Source organism: Streptomyces sp. NPDC050263 (assembly GCF_040655955.1).
GTDB lineage: Bacteria > Actinomycetota > Actinomycetes > Streptomycetales > Streptomycetaceae > Streptomyces.
This window is the reverse complement of record NZ_JBFAKW010000045.1, coordinates 1-16,293: the sequence shown is the minus strand read 5'-3', so window position 1 is coordinate 16,293 and position 16,293 is coordinate 1. Positions and strand designations below refer to the sequence as shown.

Annotated in this window: 13 protein-coding genes; 3 read left to right on the top strand and 10 right to left on the bottom strand. The window is 69.6% G+C overall.

All coding sequences use genetic code 11. The features are described 5' to 3' along the window. Positions 1-32: 32 nt before the first annotated feature. The 8 genes from AB0J04_RS21165 to AB0J04_RS21130 all read right to left on the bottom strand — a co-directional run bounded on the left by AB0J04_RS21165 (position 33) and on the right by AB0J04_RS21130 (position 8,898). Positions 33-1,904: a VgrG-related protein gene (locus tag AB0J04_RS21165; RefSeq protein ID WP_363170064.1), complete on the bottom strand. Its 1,872-nt coding sequence runs from the start codon at positions 1,902-1,904 to the stop codon at positions 33-35. Then, positions 1,904-2,728, bottom strand: a complete 825-nt coding sequence (locus AB0J04_RS21160) for a peptidase M23 (RefSeq protein ID WP_363170063.1) — start codon at positions 2,726-2,728, stop codon at positions 1,904-1,906. The genes AB0J04_RS21165 and AB0J04_RS21160 overlap by 1 nt, the downstream gene beginning before the upstream one ends. Then, entirely contained in the window at positions 2,725-3,162 is a 438-nt protein-coding gene (locus AB0J04_RS21155) for a phage tail protein (RefSeq protein ID WP_363170062.1), read from the bottom strand. Before AB0J04_RS21155 ends, AB0J04_RS21160 begins: the two co-directional genes overlap by 4 nt. Before the next feature lie 37 nt (positions 3,163-3,199). Beyond that, entirely contained in the window at positions 3,200-6,133 is a 2,934-nt protein-coding gene (locus AB0J04_RS21150) for a hypothetical protein (RefSeq protein ID WP_363170061.1), read from the bottom strand. A gap of 12 nt (positions 6,134-6,145) precedes the next feature. Further along, complete coding sequence (locus tag AB0J04_RS21145; RefSeq protein ID WP_351917958.1) at positions 6,146-6,289, bottom strand: DUF6760 family protein; 144 nt, start codon at positions 6,287-6,289, stop codon at positions 6,146-6,148. Then, positions 6,286-6,771, bottom strand: a complete 486-nt coding sequence (locus AB0J04_RS21140) for a hypothetical protein (protein ID WP_363170060.1) — start codon at positions 6,769-6,771, stop codon at positions 6,286-6,288. Before AB0J04_RS21140 ends, AB0J04_RS21145 begins: the two co-directional genes overlap by 4 nt. Then, on the bottom strand, positions 6,771-7,214 hold the full coding sequence (locus tag AB0J04_RS21135) for a phage tail protein (protein ID WP_363170059.1): 444 nt from the start codon (positions 7,212-7,214) through the stop codon (positions 6,771-6,773). The genes AB0J04_RS21140 and AB0J04_RS21135 overlap by 1 nt, the downstream gene beginning before the upstream one ends. Positions 7,215-7,323: 109 nt before the next feature. After that, a complete protein-coding gene (locus tag AB0J04_RS21130; RefSeq protein WP_363170058.1) occupies positions 7,324-8,898 on the bottom strand; it encodes a phage tail sheath subtilisin-like domain-containing protein in 1,575 nt (524 codons plus the stop codon). A gap of 180 nt (positions 8,899-9,078) precedes the next feature. On the opposite strand from AB0J04_RS21130, the gene AB0J04_RS21125 reads away from it, so the two are divergent. Together AB0J04_RS21125 and AB0J04_RS21120 are read left to right on the top strand one after the other, a co-directional pair. Then, the gene (locus tag AB0J04_RS21125; protein WP_363170057.1) at positions 9,079-12,579 is read left to right on the top strand and encodes a hypothetical protein; all 3,501 of its coding nucleotides are present in this window, start codon (positions 9,079-9,081) and stop codon (positions 12,577-12,579) included. Continuing rightward, positions 12,576-13,838: a HEAT repeat domain-containing protein gene (locus AB0J04_RS21120; protein ID WP_363170055.1), complete on the top strand. Its 1,263-nt coding sequence runs from the start codon at positions 12,576-12,578 to the stop codon at positions 13,836-13,838. The genes AB0J04_RS21125 and AB0J04_RS21120 overlap by 4 nt, the downstream gene beginning before the upstream one ends. Before the next feature lie 497 nt (positions 13,839-14,335). Here the strand turns inward: AB0J04_RS21120 and AB0J04_RS21115 are convergent, their stop codons facing one another. Together AB0J04_RS21115 and AB0J04_RS21110 are read right to left on the bottom strand one after the other, a co-directional pair. Next, a complete protein-coding gene (locus AB0J04_RS21115; RefSeq protein WP_363170054.1) occupies positions 14,336-14,494 on the bottom strand; it encodes a hypothetical protein in 159 nt (52 codons plus the stop codon). Between the two features lie 41 nt (positions 14,495-14,535). Further along, positions 14,536-14,775, bottom strand: coding sequence for a hypothetical protein (locus AB0J04_RS21110; RefSeq protein ID WP_363170053.1), 240 nt, complete (start codon positions 14,773-14,775; stop codon positions 14,536-14,538). Positions 14,776-14,930: 155 nt separating this feature from the next. Here AB0J04_RS21110 and AB0J04_RS21105 point away from each other — a divergent pair, with 155 nt between their 5' ends. Then, entirely contained in the window at positions 14,931-16,100 is a 1,170-nt protein-coding gene (locus AB0J04_RS21105; RefSeq protein WP_363170052.1) for a helix-turn-helix domain-containing protein, read from the top strand. Positions 16,101-16,293: the final 193 nt, after the last annotated feature.

Here is a 16,293-nt window from a genome sequence, read left to right as displayed (position 1 = left end):
CTTCTGTTCGTCGTGCCGGGGCCGGTGGTGCGTCAGTTGATCCGGACCAGGCCCGCGTTGATCGTGCAGGTCGCCCCGCCCTTGATCTCCGTGCGCGCGGTGCCGTTGACGGCGACCTGACTGCCCTTCACCTCCACTCCCCCGCTGGTCTTGAGCCCGACCTGGCCGCTGCCGCCGTCCACCTGGACGCCTGTCTGCGCGGTGACCTTCACCGACTTGCCGGTCAGTTCGAGGGTGCCGTTGCCCGCGTCCATCAGCGCGCCGTTGCCCGCCTTGACGGTGACCTTGTCCTTGGCGTCGATCTCCACCGTGCCGTCGCTGTGCACGATGATCTTGGTGCCCTTGCGGTCGAGGTCGATGGTGAGCTTGCCGTCGCCGGTGACCATCCGTACGCCCTGCGGGCCGGAGGCGTTGTCGAGCAGTTCCAGCTGGTTGCCGCTGCGGGACGAGAACGACCGTCGGTTGACGGCGCCGCTGGTCCCGTCGATCAACTCGCCGCTCGCGGTGGACGGTTTGTCCTGCCCGTTGAAGAGACAGCCCAGTACGTAGGGGCGGTCGAGCCGGCCCTGCTCGAACCCGACCAGCACCTCGTCGTTCACCTCCGGGACGAAGGCGGAGGTTCCCTTGCCGTCCTTGCCGCCGCCTCCGGAGGTCTGCGCGCAACGGGCCCAGTCGCTGACGTACTCCTCGGACAGCCAGGGGAACTTGACCTTGACGCGGCTGAGTTTGTCCGGGTCCTTGGTGTCGGAGACCAGGCCGATGACGACCCCGTCCGTATCGGAGAGCCGGCCTCCCCGGCCCGCGCCGCCGCCGGCCAGCGCCGACAGGGAGCGTTCCTGCTGGCCCGAGACGGTCACCCAGGTCTCGTAGCCGCGCTGGGCGTCGAAGACGTGCCGGGACGCGGTGACGGTGTACCGGCCCTCGAACGGGGCGCCGACCCCGGACAGCGCGACCGCGCCGCCGGCCCGGACGTCGGGGTTGCCCTGGATGACCGCCTCCATCTCGGCGAACGACCCGGCGATCCGCTGCGCCAGCGCCTTGGCGACCTGCTCGACGCGGGCCTGCGCGCCGTAGGTGTTGTCGGTGACGAGGTAGTCGGCCTTCCCGAACGGGCGCGCCGCCTCCGCCGGGCTGATGCCCAGCTGGACGGTGTCCGCCTTGCCCGCGTCCGCCGTGCCGACGAGGGCCCGCTTGGTCTTGGTGTCCCAGCCGCGCACCTGGACCTGGGAGACCTGCTCGGCGGCGGTCACCCCGGCGCGGCAGCGCACCAGGTTCTTGCCGAGTTCCAGCACGAGCGGGTCGCGGTCGGCGCGCGCCGAGGAGCCGGGCGCACCGGACGCCGCGGTGGGCCCGGTGACGTGCAGCGCGCCGTCGATCACATAGACCTGTGCTCCGGCGTCCTCGGCCAGGTCGCGGAGGAACTCCCAGTCGGAGGAGTTCGCCTGGGCGACGTGTTCGAGGACCGGGCCGGAGACGTCGATCGTCCCCGTCCCGAGCCCGGCGCGCTGGGCGACGCGGCGGCAGATGTCCGCGACGGTCATGTTCTGGTAGGCGGCGACCCGACGGCCCCGGAAGAGCCGGTGCGCCTTGTCCATGCCGCGGACCACGGTGAACGTCCCGGTCTCGTCGAATTCCAGCTCCAGTGCGGTCACCTCGCCCTTGAGCAGCGGTTTCGGCGAGCCGCCCGCGCCGGACGCGACCAGCAGCCGCGCCTCGGAGCCGATCTTGATGCCGGCCTTGTCGAGCAGCACCCGGCTGGGGTCGCGGAACCGCAGGACGAACGTGTCGGGCAGGGTTCGGCTGTCGTCGACATAGCCGTCCACCAGGGTGTTGACGAGATCGGCGGGGAGCCTGGTCCCGCCGATCTCCATGACCAGGATCCTGGCGACGGTGTCATTGGCCATCAGAGGTCCTTCCGGCCGCCGGGCGCCGCGGATCCGGGCCCGACGAGCTCCGCAGTCCCGCCCGCCGCCGTGTCCAGTTCGTCGGCCGAGGGAAGCAGCAGTTCCCGCCCTTCGGAGAGCCGCATCGGATCGTCGATGCCGTTGGCCTCGGCGATGGCCCGCCAGGCCGCCGCGTCGCCGTACTCGGCCCAGGCGAGGCCCTGGAGCGTGTCGCCGGCGCGGATGCGGTGCACACGGCGGGCGGTGAGCGCCCCCGAGGTCGGGTTCTGGCCGGCCGTCTCCCCGCTGATCTCCTCCATCGTCACCTGGCACACCGCGCGGATCGGCACCCCGGACGTGGTGAACAGCGTGTACTTCACCTGGACCTGGCTGACATAGCCGGGGAAGCCGGTGATGCCGCCCCAGTGGAACACCACCCAGGGCGGCGACGACCGCTGCGCCTGCCGGGTCTCGTTGGTCGGTACGCAGCAGGCGAACAGGCTCTCCACGGCCTTGACGACACGGGTGTCCTGGGTGTCGCTCGCGTCGAAGAACATCTCGACGGTGAGCTTGCTGGGCTGCGGCCCCTGGTACTCCGGCGGGCCCGCGCTCTTGGCGCCCTTGGCGGGAGTGCGTTTCCAGGACGCCGACTTGCCGAGGCTCAGCTCCTTGGGATTGAACTGGAAGTCGATCCGCCCGCAGGGTCCTCCGGGCGTGAGGCTGCCGCCCGAGGGCGGGGTGCGCAGTTCGAGATAGGCGTGCTCCAGCTTGGGCCGCGCGTTGCCGCCGCCGGCCGCCGCCGACTTCGCGCCGCCGGCCGCGCTGAACGCCACGGGCCCGCTCATGCTCCGGGCTCCGTCGTGAAGCCGTGGTGCGCGATCTCGATGGTCTCCGTGGCGACCTTGGGCGACTCGGGATTGAACGTCGGCCCGGTCCACCGCACCGGCACCACCTCCAGCAGCCCCCAGCGGGCGACCATGATGTCGTCGCCGGTACGGGCCTCGATGTGCGCGGTCTTGCGGGCGAACCCGGTGGTCATGCTGGCGAACCACTTGGCCACCTTCTGGGTGTCCTTCGTCAGGGGTCGGGAGAGTTTGACGTTGGGGTACTTCAGTCGCGTCGGCAACTGCCAGACATGACCGTTGTTCCCGCCCTCCTCGCGGGCTTCGAGCACGACCTCGCAGCCCAGCCCCTCACAGCTGTTGAACGACCCCAGCTCGATCCCGTCGATCGTGACGACGAAGCAGACCGTGACCGCCGGGTCCTGGGTCGTGGACATCCGATGCCCTGCCTTTCTGTCGGTACGGGTTGCTCTGTCAGTGCCGGGTGTTGATCAAGGTCCCGGCGCGTTCACGTTCGATGCGCAGTTCCGCCCTCAGCAGCCTGCTGAGGGGGGCGAGCAGGGCTCGGACGAGTTCGTCCGTGACCTTGGTGACGCCGGCCCCGCCTGCGCTTCCCGGGGCGGCGGCCGAGGTCGAGGAGCCGTCGGCGCCGACCGACTGCCCCGGCGGATCGACCGGCTCGGGCGGCGCCGGCGGGTCGACGGGCGGCTCGGCGCCCTGCGCGCCGTCCTCGGCGCGTTGCACGGCGGGCCCGGTGAACTCCACGGAGCCGTCCGCCGTCCACCGGGCCACCCCGGCGGCGACCGCCGCCGCCCCCGCGCTGGCCTCGGGCGCCATGGAGGCCGACGCCGCCTGTCCCCGGGGGGGCGGGGACAGGGGCGTCGGCGGTGCGGATTGGTGCAGGGGCGGCGGAGCGACGCCGCGCTCCGCCCCGAGCCGTTGCAGCGGGACCGCGGGGCCGAGGTCGCCCGGACCTTGGAACGCGCGGGTGGACGGCTGGTGGACGCCATCGGGGAGGACGGCACCGGCGCCTGAGCCGCCCGGGAATTCCGGGGGCCCGGAAAGCGCGGGAAACCCGGGGCGGTCGGCTTCGCCGTAGGACCGGGCAGACGGGGCGCCGTCGGCGAGGACGGCCGCGCCGGCTGCCGCGACCCGCTGCACGACGCCACCCACATGGCCGGGGGCGACGCCGGGGTACGCGCTGCCGCCGCCGGTCGCGGTGTGCCCACCGCCGCGAGGGCCGCCGTGGTCGCCGTGGTCGCCATAGCCGCCGGACTCACCGAAACCGCCGGCGGCCGTGTCGGCGGACCACGCACGGCCGCCGGAACCACCGGCCCGTAAGTCGGACGTTCCGCTCCCGACCCGCTCCCATCGGACCGGGACCGCGGCCGCAGGCTCGGAGGCGACCGGCGCCTCGGCGGACAGCGCCGATTCCGGCACCGTGTAGAGAGGCAGCGACCGCTGCGCCACCAGCGGGAACACGGGGCCGGCGCCCCGGGCCGGCACCCCTGCGCCGCCCCCCGTCTCGGGCGCCCCGCCGGCAAACGTGGCCTCGTCCACGGCGTCCAGCCGCCGCAGCGGCATGGGCGTCGAGGCCGTCACCAACTCTCCCGGGCCAGGCGCCTCGAGCACCACCGTGTCATTCACCGCGAGCGGTCCGGCGTCCCCGAGCAGCGGTGCCCGGTCGGCCTCAGCGGGCATCGACGTCGCGTCGGTCGACGGGAGTGCGTGCGGCGGGCCCCCGGGAACGTCGAGTCGCTGCACCGCGACCGGCCCCGGCACCGCGGCGCCACCGGAACCGGCGGCGGGTCCGGAGACGGCGTCCAGTGCTGAACCTGGGCCTGAACCGGGGCCCGATCCGAGGCCGAAGCCCGAGCTGAAGCTGAAGCCCGAGCCTGGGGCCGTGCCCGATCCGGAGCCGAAGCCGGGGCCGGTGACCGAACTCAGGCCAGGACCGGCGCCCAGCGCGGGCGGCAGCGGACCGACTTCCACGGCTTCGGCGCCGACACCGGTCGGCGTCTCGGGCGAGAGCCCTGTGCCGAGGTCCACCGGGTCCGTGGTCAACGGTGGCGTGTCGCCGAGCAGCGGCGCGGTGCCCTCGCCGTCGGACGACGACACTCCGGGCTCGGCCGGGCCTGCCACGAGGTCCAGCACCGTCGGCGGATCCGCGGCCGCGGGTGTCTCCGGGACCTCCACGGCCCGGGAGACCTGCGCGACGGAGGGGACGGAGGGGGCGGAGGGGGGCACGGCAGACTGGGCCGCTGCCTGGCCCGGCAGCGGCAGGGCGGTGGGCGGCAGCGCGGAGAGCGGCTCGCCGAGACCCCGATGACGCGGACGCGGCGGGTCAACAGCGACATCACGCTGCACCACGGGCGGCACGGCAGGCGCGACGCCGTCCGCGCCGCCGATGAGCGCAGCGGTGGGCGCGTCGCCGGGCGCGGCGTCCGGCGCCTGGCCGGCGGCCGTGGCGGGGCGCGGTGCGGCGAGCGGGAGCGCGGCCGTCTCCCGTACCGGCGTCGGCCGAGCAGTGCCCTCCGTGCCCGGCGCTTCCGTTCGCTGGACGACGTCTCGCTGGACGACGTCGCCCTGCGCATCCTGTCCCGCACGCGTGCCGGGCGCGGCGAGCAGGTCGGCGACGGGCTCGTCCGGGGTGCCCGGGGCCAGGGGGCCGGGGTCCGCGTCCGGGACGGGCGAAGGAACCGCCGCGAGTTCCCACGCCGGTACGGCCGGTGACTCCGCGACGTTCAAGGGGCGGGCGGGCGCGGGCCCGGCGGGGGCCGCCGGGACGGACCGCATGCGCATGACCGTCATCGGGGCGAGCGGTGCCGTGTCCGGCGCCGGGCCGGTCAACGGAACGGTCGTCCGCTGAAGTGGCGCCTGGGGAAGCGGCACCGTCGCGGTGGGGGTCGGCGCGTGGTCCAGTCGCTGTGCCGTGCCCCTGGCCTGGGAGACCGACCGGGAGACGACCGGGCCGACCGGGTCGTGAGGGTCGGCCGACCGGCCCCCGGACTCCGAGGCGACGGCCGGCGCCCCCTCGGGCTCGCCCACCCACGCCGACGCCTGCGCCTGCGCCTGCATCTCCGGCCGTATGCTCCTGCGCTGCACCGGCATCGTGAGTTCCGCCAGCCCGTGGCCGACGCCGGACGGCGCCTGTGCGCTGACGAGATGGCCGAGCGGCCCGGTGACGGTCGGGTCCTGCCAGGTGCCCAGCCGCTGACCGAACCCGCGGGGGTCGGTGAGCAGTCCCATGGGCGCGCTCAGCGTTCGTTGCACGGGGGACGTCGACCGCCACCCGCCCGTGACCTGCGCGTCGGTCGCCGCGTCCGGTCCGGGTGGCGTCGTCCCGGCGTCGGCGCCCGCTCGCGTCCCGCGTTCACCGCTCCTCGTCAGCCAGGACAGCAGTCCCATCTCGGTGTCCTCTCATCGCCCGTTGAAACGGGCGATCTGCTCGACGTACCGCTGCCGTTCGGGGTGTTCCAGATCGAGCAGCTCTTCGAGCGGCCAGTGGAAGTGATAGGCCAGGTACGCGATCTCCTCGTAGAGGCGCTCGACCGCGTACGTCACGATTCCCCCAGGCGGCCCCCGGCCAGGTCCACCGCGAAGTGTTCCTGGCAGGAGGGGCAGGTGACGGCGGCGCGGGTGTGACCCTCCGCGTTGATCCGCCGGTAGAAGTCCTGGAGGAAGGCGAGGTCCGAGGCGAACAGGTCTTCCACGATGCCCGCGTGGACGTCCTCGATGGTGCCGATCCGGGTGATCACGCGGGCGACCAGGACCACCGACAGGTACGCGGAGTTCTCCCGCACCCGGTCGTCCCGCAGCGGGATGAGCTCGTCCCGGGCGGTGGCCAGGCGCATCACACCGTGCCGGTGCACGGTGCCGGATTCGTCCACGTACCCCCGGGGCAGTTCGAAGGCGAACTCGGTGCGGAGCGTGTCACGCCCCGCACCGCCTGCGCTCTCGCCCTGTCCCCCGGTGTGGTCCTGCCCCGGTACGCCCGGGAGCGGCTGTGCCGCCTGCCGGGCCTGCGAGGGCATCGTCTTGCGCATCACTCAACGTCCATGCTCTCGTACGTGATCGAGAGCTTCTCGGTGAGGACCGAGGTGTCGCCCGCCTTGAGAGTGCCGATCTCCAGCGACTTCGGCCAGCAGTTGATCAACTGGTAGCGCTTGATCGCCATGCCCTCGTAGTCGTAGACGATGATCGCGCCGTTCTTGCGGGCGTCGCCCATCTTCCCGAACCGGGACGACTTGATCCACGCCTCGAAGCTGTTGTCCTCGGTCAGACCGCGGGTGACGGTGCACTCGCCGGCCTTCGGGCGGCCCGGCAGCTTCTTGACGGCGTACTTGCCGTCGGCGGTGTTCTGCTTGAGCTCGATGACGTCCTGTTCCATCTTCAAGCCGCTGACCTCGGTGATCTGTTTGATCACCACGCCGTCGAATTCCAGCCCGAAGGAGTGGCCGACCGAGCTGTCGAGTTCCGGGAGTGCCATCCCAGCCTCCATGGGTCATCTCGTGTGTGGAGCGGCGGGTCTTCCCCCGCCCCGGGACCGATCCGCGGGCGGCCCACTGCCGTAGGGCCGTCACCCGCCTGCCGTGCTGCTACTCGTCGACCGATCCCGTGCCGCCCGACAGCTGTGCCAGCCGGAACACCACGAACTCAGCGGGCTTGACCGGAGCGACCCCGACCTCGCAGATGACCTGGCCGACGTCGATGCTCTCGGCGGGGTTGGTCTCCCGGTCGCACTTGACGTAGAAGGCCTCGTCCGGGGTCAGCCCGAACAGCGCGCCCTTGCGCCACTCGTTGACCAGGAACGCCGAGATGGTGCGTCGGATCCGCGCCCACAGGGCGTCGTCGTTCGGTTCGAAGACGACCCATTGGGTGCCCGTCAGGATCGACTCCTCGATGTAGTTGAAGAGTCGGCGTACGTTCAGGTAGCGCCAGGCCGGGTCGGAGGAGAGGGTGCGGGCGCCCCACACCCGGATCCCGCGGCCCGGGAAGGAGCGGACGCAGTTGACGCCGATCGGGTTCAACAGGTCGTGCTCGCCCTTGGTGATCTGCGTCTGGAGGCCGACCGCGCCCCGCAGGACCTCGTTGGCCGGTGCCTTGTGCACACCGCGCGACTCGTCGTTGCGCGCCCACACCCCGGCTATGTGCCCGCTCGGCGGGACAAAGGAGTTACGGCCGACCGACGGGTCGAAGACCTTGATCCATGGGTAGTAGAGCGTGGCGAACTTCGAATCGAAACCGGCCGTGTCCATCCGCCAGTTCTTGATCTGCTGCGGCGACAGCCCGGGGGGAGCGTCCAGGATCGCGACCCGGTCGCCCATCAACTCACAGTGGGCGATGAGTGCCTGCTGCACCGAGATGACGGTCTCGTCATCGAGGATGCCGCGCTCGTGGGCGCTCATCAGGTCGGGCACGGACACCATCGTGATCTCGTCGATGGCCTCCAGCCCGCCGAAGCCCGTCCGCTCGTCCGCGTCGCCGATGTAGTTGTCGGCGGACAGCGCGACCGTGCCGGAGCCGGCCGGAGCGGGGGCCGCGCCGGACCTCGCCGCGAGAACGACCGTACCGGTATCGGGTTTTGTCGCCGCGGCGGCCCGGCTGACCTCCTCCAGGGCGATGATCTGCGACTTCTCTTTGACCTTGGTGACGACGTTGTCCTTGCCGCGGCGGGTGGAGACCGAGGGGTAGCTCTCCTTCTCCTCGCCGTCCACCTTGATCACCAGCTTGAACGCCTCGCTCGGGGGCGCCTCGCCCTCCGCGCCGGCGACCTCGACGGTGATCTCGCCGGTGACGCCCGGCAGGGCCCGGACCCGGAAGCCGCCGAGCACCGCCTCGGCTGCGGACGCACCGCCCGCGGTCCCGCCGGCGGACCCGTTCGACAGTTCACCCGCGACGCCGTTCCCGCTGTCTCCGATGCGGACGACGTAGCAGTTCCCGCCCCCGTTGGCGAAGTACCCGTACACGGCCGACGCCAGATAAGACCCCTCGACGAAGTCGCCGAAGGCACCCACGTACTGGCTCCAGTTGGTGACGAGCGTCGGCTCGTTCAGGGGCCCTTGCGGGGCGAAGCCGAGAAACGCGGCGACCGAGGTCCCCACTCCCTCGATCGGTCGTGCCCCGGCCTCCACTTCTTCGACATAGACGCCCGGGGACAGATACGACGGCATATCCACTCCTCCTTGACCTGCGGTCGAAGCAGAGTCTGACTCCGGCCAGCGATCACCTGGAACGTGTCGTCGTCCGCCACGCGGTGCACAGCCCACTGCCCGATCAGGCACGCCGTCCTTCCCCCGGCCGTACCCACCCTTCTCGTGTACGAGTAGTCACGAACCCGAACACTTGCGGCCATGAAGGCGGCGCCGGACAAAAAGACCAGCGCGAGGACCAGCGCGACGCCGGCTCGCCCGGCGGCCCCTGCCCAGGCCCAGGCCCGGCCCGCGGTCGAGGAATCCGCCTCACCCACCACGGGGTCCGGACCGGAGAGCGCCCCTCCGGCGGGCCTCACCCCTGCGCAGCTACAGCTGCTCCAGGCAGGGGCGGGGAACGCGGCGGTGGCCCGGCTGGTCGTGCAACGCCAGACGGCGGGTGCGCCTGCCGCGGACGCCCCGGCTCCGCCGGTCAAGCCGCCGCCGTCCGCGTCACCCGCCTTCCAGGGCCTGAAGTCCGAGGTGCGGGCGAAGAAGACCGCGGCCTCCCGGCACGCTCCCGCCGCCACGGAGTCGAAGGCCGCGCAGAACGCCGCCGTCGCCCCGCCGGACGACAAGCAGGCCCAGGGCAAAGCCGCGCAGGCCGAGAAGATGAACGCCGCCAAGCCCGGCGTGTTCGACAAGGCCGGGTTCATCGCCGCCGTCAACCAGGCCATCGCCGCACAGGCTCCGAAGAACCTCGACGAGGCCGACAACTTCTCCGGGTCCGGCAAGGCCGAGGCCGTCAAGGGCCAGGTCAGTGGCCAGGTCAGCGAGGGCAAGGCCGCCTCCGCCAAGGAGATCGACACCGCCACGAAGGCGGGACCGGACCTGTCCAAGGCCCAGGACAAGCCGGTCACCCCGCTCACCCCCGACGCTCCCCCGCCCGCCCCCGGCGCCCCGAACCCGGCGGGCGCGGTCCCGGCCACTCAACCGGACGCGGTCACCGACTTCTCCGGGGGACCGCAGCAGGTCGACCAGCAGATGGCCGATGCCGAGGTGACGGAGGACCAGCTCGCCAAGGGCAACGAGCCCCAGTTCACCGATGCGCTGGCCGCGAAGAAGGAGGGCGAGCAGCACTCGGCGGCCGCCCCCGGCGCGGCGCGCGGCGCGGAGGCCAAGCAGCTCGCCGCCGCCAAGCAGGGCGCGGCGGCCACCGGCGCGCAGGCCATGACCGGTCTGGCCGCCACCCGGAGCGCCACCGGCAAGCAGGTCGACGGCGGCAAGGGCGCGACCAAGTCCGCCGACGAACGCAAGCGCGCGGAGGTCACCGCCCGGCTGCAGAAGATCTTCGACACCACCAAGACCGATGTGGAAAACACGCTGTCGGGCCTGGACAAGCTGGTCGACGACAAGTTCACCGCGGGCGAGAAGGCCGCGCGGGACGCGTTCACGGCGGATCACAAACGCCGGATGGACGCGTACAAGGACAAGCGGTACTCCGGCTGGACCGGCAAGCTGAAGTGGGTCAAGGACAAGTTCGCGGGCATGCCGGAGGAGGCCAACCAGCTCTTCCAGGAGTCACGCAAGCTGTACGTCGCGCAGATGCAGCAGGTCGTCTCCTCCATCGCCGACGTCATCGGCACGGAGCTCGGCAAGGCGAAGGACCGTATCGCGAAGGGCCGTGCCGAACTCAAGGCCGAAGTCGACCGATTGCCCGCCGATCTGAAGAAGTTCGGCCAGGACGCCGCCAAGGACTTCACGGAGAAGTTCGACGGGCTGGAAGCCGACGTCAACGCGAAATCGGATCAGCTCGTCCAGGATCTGGCCCAGAAGTACACCCAGGCCCTGAACGCGGTCGACGACGAGATCAAGAAGCTCCAGGACGAGAACAAGGGCCTCATCGCCAAGGCCAAGGACGCGGTCGTCGGGGTCATCCAGACCATCATCGAACTGAAGAACATGCTGCTGGGCATCCTGGCGAAGGCCGCCACGGCAGTCATGAACATCATCAAGGACCCGATCGGGTTCCTGCGCAACCTGGTCACCGCCGTCGCGGCCGGTCTCCACCAGTTCATCGGCAACATCACCGAGCACCTCAAGAAGGGCCTGATCTCCTGGCTCCTGGGCACCGCCGTCAGCGCGGGGCTGGCCCTGCCCGCCAAGTTCGACCTCAAGGGCATCATCCAGCTCATCGGCGGCATGCTGGGGCTGACCTGGGCCAACATCCGCGCTCGCATCACCCGCAAGGGCGTCCCGGACCAGGCGGTCACCGCGGCCGAACAGTCCGTCCCGGTCGCGCAGGCCCTCCAGAAGGAGGGTCCGGCGGGCGCGGTGGACCACATCAAGGCCTCGGTGGGCGACCTGAAGTCCACGATCCTGCAGAAACTGACCGCCTATCTGATCCCCACGGTCATCGTCGCCGGCATCACCTGGATCGTCTCCCTCCTCAACCCGGCGTCGGCGTTCATCCGCGCGGTCAAGGGCATCATCGACATCGTCACGTTCGTGGTGACCCAGGGCGCCCAGATCATGCAGTTCGTCAACTCGGTGCTGGACGCGGTCATCGCCATCGCCGGCGGCGGCCAGGCCGGCGTCCCCGCCCTCATCGAGGGCGCCCTGGTCGCCTCCATCCCCGTCCTCATCGGCTTCCTGGCCGCCCTGCTGGGCGTCGGCAACCTGGCCAACAAGGTCAAGGAGGTCTTCCACGCGGTCGCCAAGCCGGTCAGCAAGGCGATCGACAAGATCGTGGACTTCATCGCGCAGGCGGCGAAGAGGCTGTGGGCCAAGCTCAAGCCGAAGAGCCGCGACCGGAACCGTAATTCCCCGGCAGGAAAATCCCGTCCCGCGGATCCCAACGCTCCACTCACCCCCGATGAGCTCAGGAAACATCGCCAACTCGTACAATCCACCGTCCGAAAGCTGGAGAAACCCGAACCAGTCGGCGGCTACCAAGCAGTCCGAGCGGCGAAGGAGAAACAGGCGAATGCCATCGAGGACGACGCCGCTCGACAATTGCGCCCGGGAATCAAGCTGTCGGTATCGTTTGCCGAGCCGAAGAAGGACGCCACGGCCGCGCGGCTGGGCTTCCACGTTCGCGTCGCCCCGAATGACACCGACGAGGACGGATCGGCACCGATTGGCCCGTCAGGTCCGCCGCCACCCATCCGCGGCATACCGGAGAATGAAGACTTCTATCACGGCACGGACGAAGACACTTCACACACACTGGCCAGCGGAGTCCCGATCCAGTCCGTCGGCCACGGAGAGTTCGGAAGCGGCTTCTACACATTCAAGGAACAGGAAGCCGCCGCGGAGGTAGGCGAAGAATACACACGAAAGCGCGGCGGTGACGCGTGGGGCGTGGTTGAATTCACCATTCCGACCGAGGTGCTCCAGGAGACCGGTCTACTCGAGTCCATAACCGGACTCAAGCCAACCCCTTACACACTCGTGTTCAAGGACAAGAACACTCCCGTGTCTGTCCACTACCCTCCCGAATACGGAGGTCACGAGGAGGAGATGAGCTGGAACGATTTCCGGCGCAAGGAGAAGGCACTCGGCGGGCAAGTAAGCTGGCCATACGACCTGATCATCGGCCCGCTCAGCGGAAAGATCCGGAGTGTGAAGGACGTGAAACAGTACCTCTTCAACGGTCCTGGACTGAACGCGCTCAACGACAGTCGCACCCAGCGCAGGGTCGCAGAGCAGGGCGAGACATGAGTGAGCGTGTCGACCCCACGTCAGCCGAGTCCGACCCGGAGCGCCGGCTGATCAGCGCTCTTCGAGATGCCAACGAACATGTGCGCTTGGCCGCACTGGAGTCCATGCAAGGTGACGCCGCTCCGCCGGCAGCCGTGGACGCAGCCGCGGACCTGCTCTCCGACAGCTCTGCGAGGATACGCGCGACAGCCTTGCGGATCGTTGGTCAGCTCGGGAACGAGGCTCATTGTCGCAGGGTTGTGCTGCTGCTGAGTGACCCTTTCCCTAACGTCCGCCGTTCTGCGATGCTCATTGCGGCGCGCCTGCCCTGCCGCGAAGCGGCCGAAAGGCTGCGGTCGGTCGCAGGTGAAGCCGAGGACGATCGCGATCGCACGGCCGCCCTTGAGGCAGTGATCGAACTTGGTCACACTCCCTACGAATCCCTCCTGCTCAAAGCCCTCCACGACCCGAGTGAACGCGTACGCAAGCGCGCTGCGGAGGCTGTTCACGATGCGGCGCCCAACCTTCTCGGAGATCTGTCCGAACTCGTGATCACCGACCCCTCGCCGACCGTCCGTGCTGCCGCCGCGCGCAGCCTGGCGGGCAGCGATCAAGAATATATCGTTCCGCTTTCTCACGCGCTGCTCCGCGACCCCGAGAGAAAGGTTCGGGTTTCAGCCGCGCACGCCATTTCCTCGTTCGGTCACGCCGCAGGCCCGTTCCTCGCCAAAGCACTCGGCGACCGGGATTCGACCGTGCGCATGACCGCAGTGCGCAGGCTCGGTTCACTGAACACTCCTGATATCATCCAACCTTTGCGAAACCTGACCGAAGGGGAACGCGACGAAGAGGTACGCGCAGAGGCCCTCAAAGCGCTTTCGGGCGTCGACCCGACCGTCGGCGCACTCCTGCAACGGTTCGCCGGGGCCAGGCCATTGTTCGACCCGGAAAATAGTTCCACGGCCTTTACGACATGGCTCAAAGACCTCAACTACTATCCCGCATCGCCTGGCATCACCTTCTACAACACCGGCGCACTCAAGGTTTTCGACGAAGATGACGAATATTTCTACCGATACCGCGCCGACGGCGGGCAGATTCAAGTATTCGCTGCCAATAATCCCACGCTCACCAGCATGTTCCACGTCGAAGCTGAAAGTTTTTCCGATGCATACGGCAGGACGCAGCAGCGCTATCGACTCACCATTACGCAGAGTGGTCCACCAATCGACGCCCCGACCGGACCGTCCCACTTTTTCTTGCTTAAACGGAAAACATGAGCTTCCAAGACGGTGGAGTTCTCTACGCCCGTGAAGATTCCTCTGTCCGTGCGCGCGGTACGGCTGGCGACCGACCACACGACCGGCAGGTCATGATGCTGGTCCGCTCCGCCTCGGAAGAGGACATGCGGGTTGTCATCAACATCCTCACTCGGCGCATGGTCCGGCGGTGGTGCTGACTTCCGGCCCCGAGGGCATGGTGATGCTCTGCGGGAGCCGAGTGCGGGTCGGCGAAATCTGCCAAGGGGTGACCCTAAGACGCCCACCACACCGCCCTGTTCGTGTCGTAGTGCCGGCTGGCGCTGTGGGCCGCTCGGGTGCCCCCGTTGCAGGGTTGGGCACACAGGACGCGTAGGTTGGGGGTGTGGTTCGCCCACCGTTTCGCTTCCGCGCGGGTGATCGCGTTGACTGTGGCGTCTCGGCGCCCTTCTTGTTGAAGCCCTCCCGTGCGTCCTGAGCCCCACCCCGGTCAGGTTGGGGCGGGGCTCACGTGCTGGTCAGGCGGAGTCCGGTTCGCCAAGGAGGAGTTCGTCCCCGGCGGGGAAGCGTGCCATGCCGCCCTCCTCCCAGGTGACCACGACGGCCAACCCGCCCATCGGACCCCGGTCCGTCCTCGCGGCTTTGACGGTGCGCCACTCGCCCTCGTAGCCGATCACGTCACCCGAGGTGACGAGGACCGCGCGCTTAGTGGGGACGCTTAAGGGTTCTCGACGGGCCGGACGTGCTTCAAAGGGACGTCCCATTCCGTGCCACCACCCTCCGGCCGCAGGAACGCCGTTCGGCTGATGAGCTTGTTGCCCTCCTTGGTGCGCTCCTCGATCACGCCGTGAAGCTCACCCGTGCGCTTCGAGAGCGTGTCTTCAACGAGCGTCCCCACCGGATAGGGCGGGTCGCCGTGGCTGAGCATCGTCGGTGACTTCTCGTATGTCTGTGCCATAACCCCTCGTCCCACCTGGGCATACGCCTGTCACTCAAGAGAACTGCCGCCGTGCAAGCTGAACTTGCACACCTCATGCACAACACCGGGGCGCGTGCGTGGCCGTAGTGCGACCATGGGACGTAACGGAAGTCGAGCGGGGAAGACGCACAGGTATGAGCGTGACCAAGATTCCCGGCCCCGGTGCCAACGTGGCCGTCTGCCGCAAGGCGCGTGGCCTGAGCCAGGTCGCCCTTGCCAGGCGGGCCAACATCTCTGTCTCACTGCTCAGCAAGATCGAGGTGGGCGACCGCGCGCTGACGCAGGGCACTGCCGCCGACCTGGCACGAGCCATGCGGATGACGCTTGACGAGTTGTTGGGCACGGCAACAGTCGAGGGGGCCGACGAGAACAGCCTTACGGCCCTGAACTACGCCATCCGACGGTTCGACATCCCCGACGGCCCTCCGCCCCACCCTGAGGACCTGCCCCGCGAGCTGGCCGAGCTGAACCAGCACCGCTACCGGACGGAGCTGTCAGCCGTATTGCAGAAGACCCCGGGCGTGCTCACCCGGATGACCAACTTCGCCCACGCCACCCAGTCGCCCGACGCCTGGACGCGCGTCGCCGACGCCTACTCGGTCGTGTATTGGTTGGCCGCCCGATACCGCTGGATGCACCTCGCCGAACTGGCCGTCATGAAACAGCGGATGGCTGCCGAGCGGGCGAACCCGATTGCCGCCACGGTGGCCGCGCGCGACGAGGCCGGAGCCTTCCTCAACTCCGGTGACTTCGCAGGCGGGTTGGCCATCGTGGACCGCGCAGTCGTTGAGGCTGAGACGATCCTTCGGGGACGTGACCGCGCGTACGGCCTCGGCATCCTGCACCTGCGAGGGCTGACCCTGGCCGGTCGGATCAAGGACAAGGCCACCGCCGCCGCCCACATCGACGCCGCATGGCGGGCGGCCGGGGAGTTCCTCGAGGACATCGAGGACCACGGCATCCACTTCGGGCCGGAGAACACGGCCGTGCACGTCATCTCCACGGCATCCGACTTGGAGGACTACCGCGAGTCGCTCGACACTGCGGACGACCTGATCCGAGGCGGCCTGACGCTCCCGGCCACCCGCGTAGGGCCGCTGCACATGAACGTCAGCCGGTCGAAGCTTGCGCTGGGTGACCGGGACGGCGCTCTCGAATCGCTCGAAGCGGCCTGGGGCATCGCGCCGGAGATGGCCCGGGTGCACCCGACGTCACAGGAGCTGATGCGGGTCTTGACCTCGCTGCATCGCCGCAGCAACCCCCGTTTGACCCGGTTGGCCAAGCGCGCGGGCATGCCCTTCTGACGTCAGCGCTTGACGCCGTCCCTTCAGAAGGGCAGCTCGGTTCCCTGCGGGAGGGCCTGACGCCAGGACCGCAGAGCCTCGGTCTCCTTATCCGGCTAAGTGGTCTGCGTCGTAAGTCCTTCGGGGGTTGATCATGCGGCTGGGGCGGCGGAGGATTCTTCTGGGTGATCGGCGGTGTGCCGGTCGAGTCTGG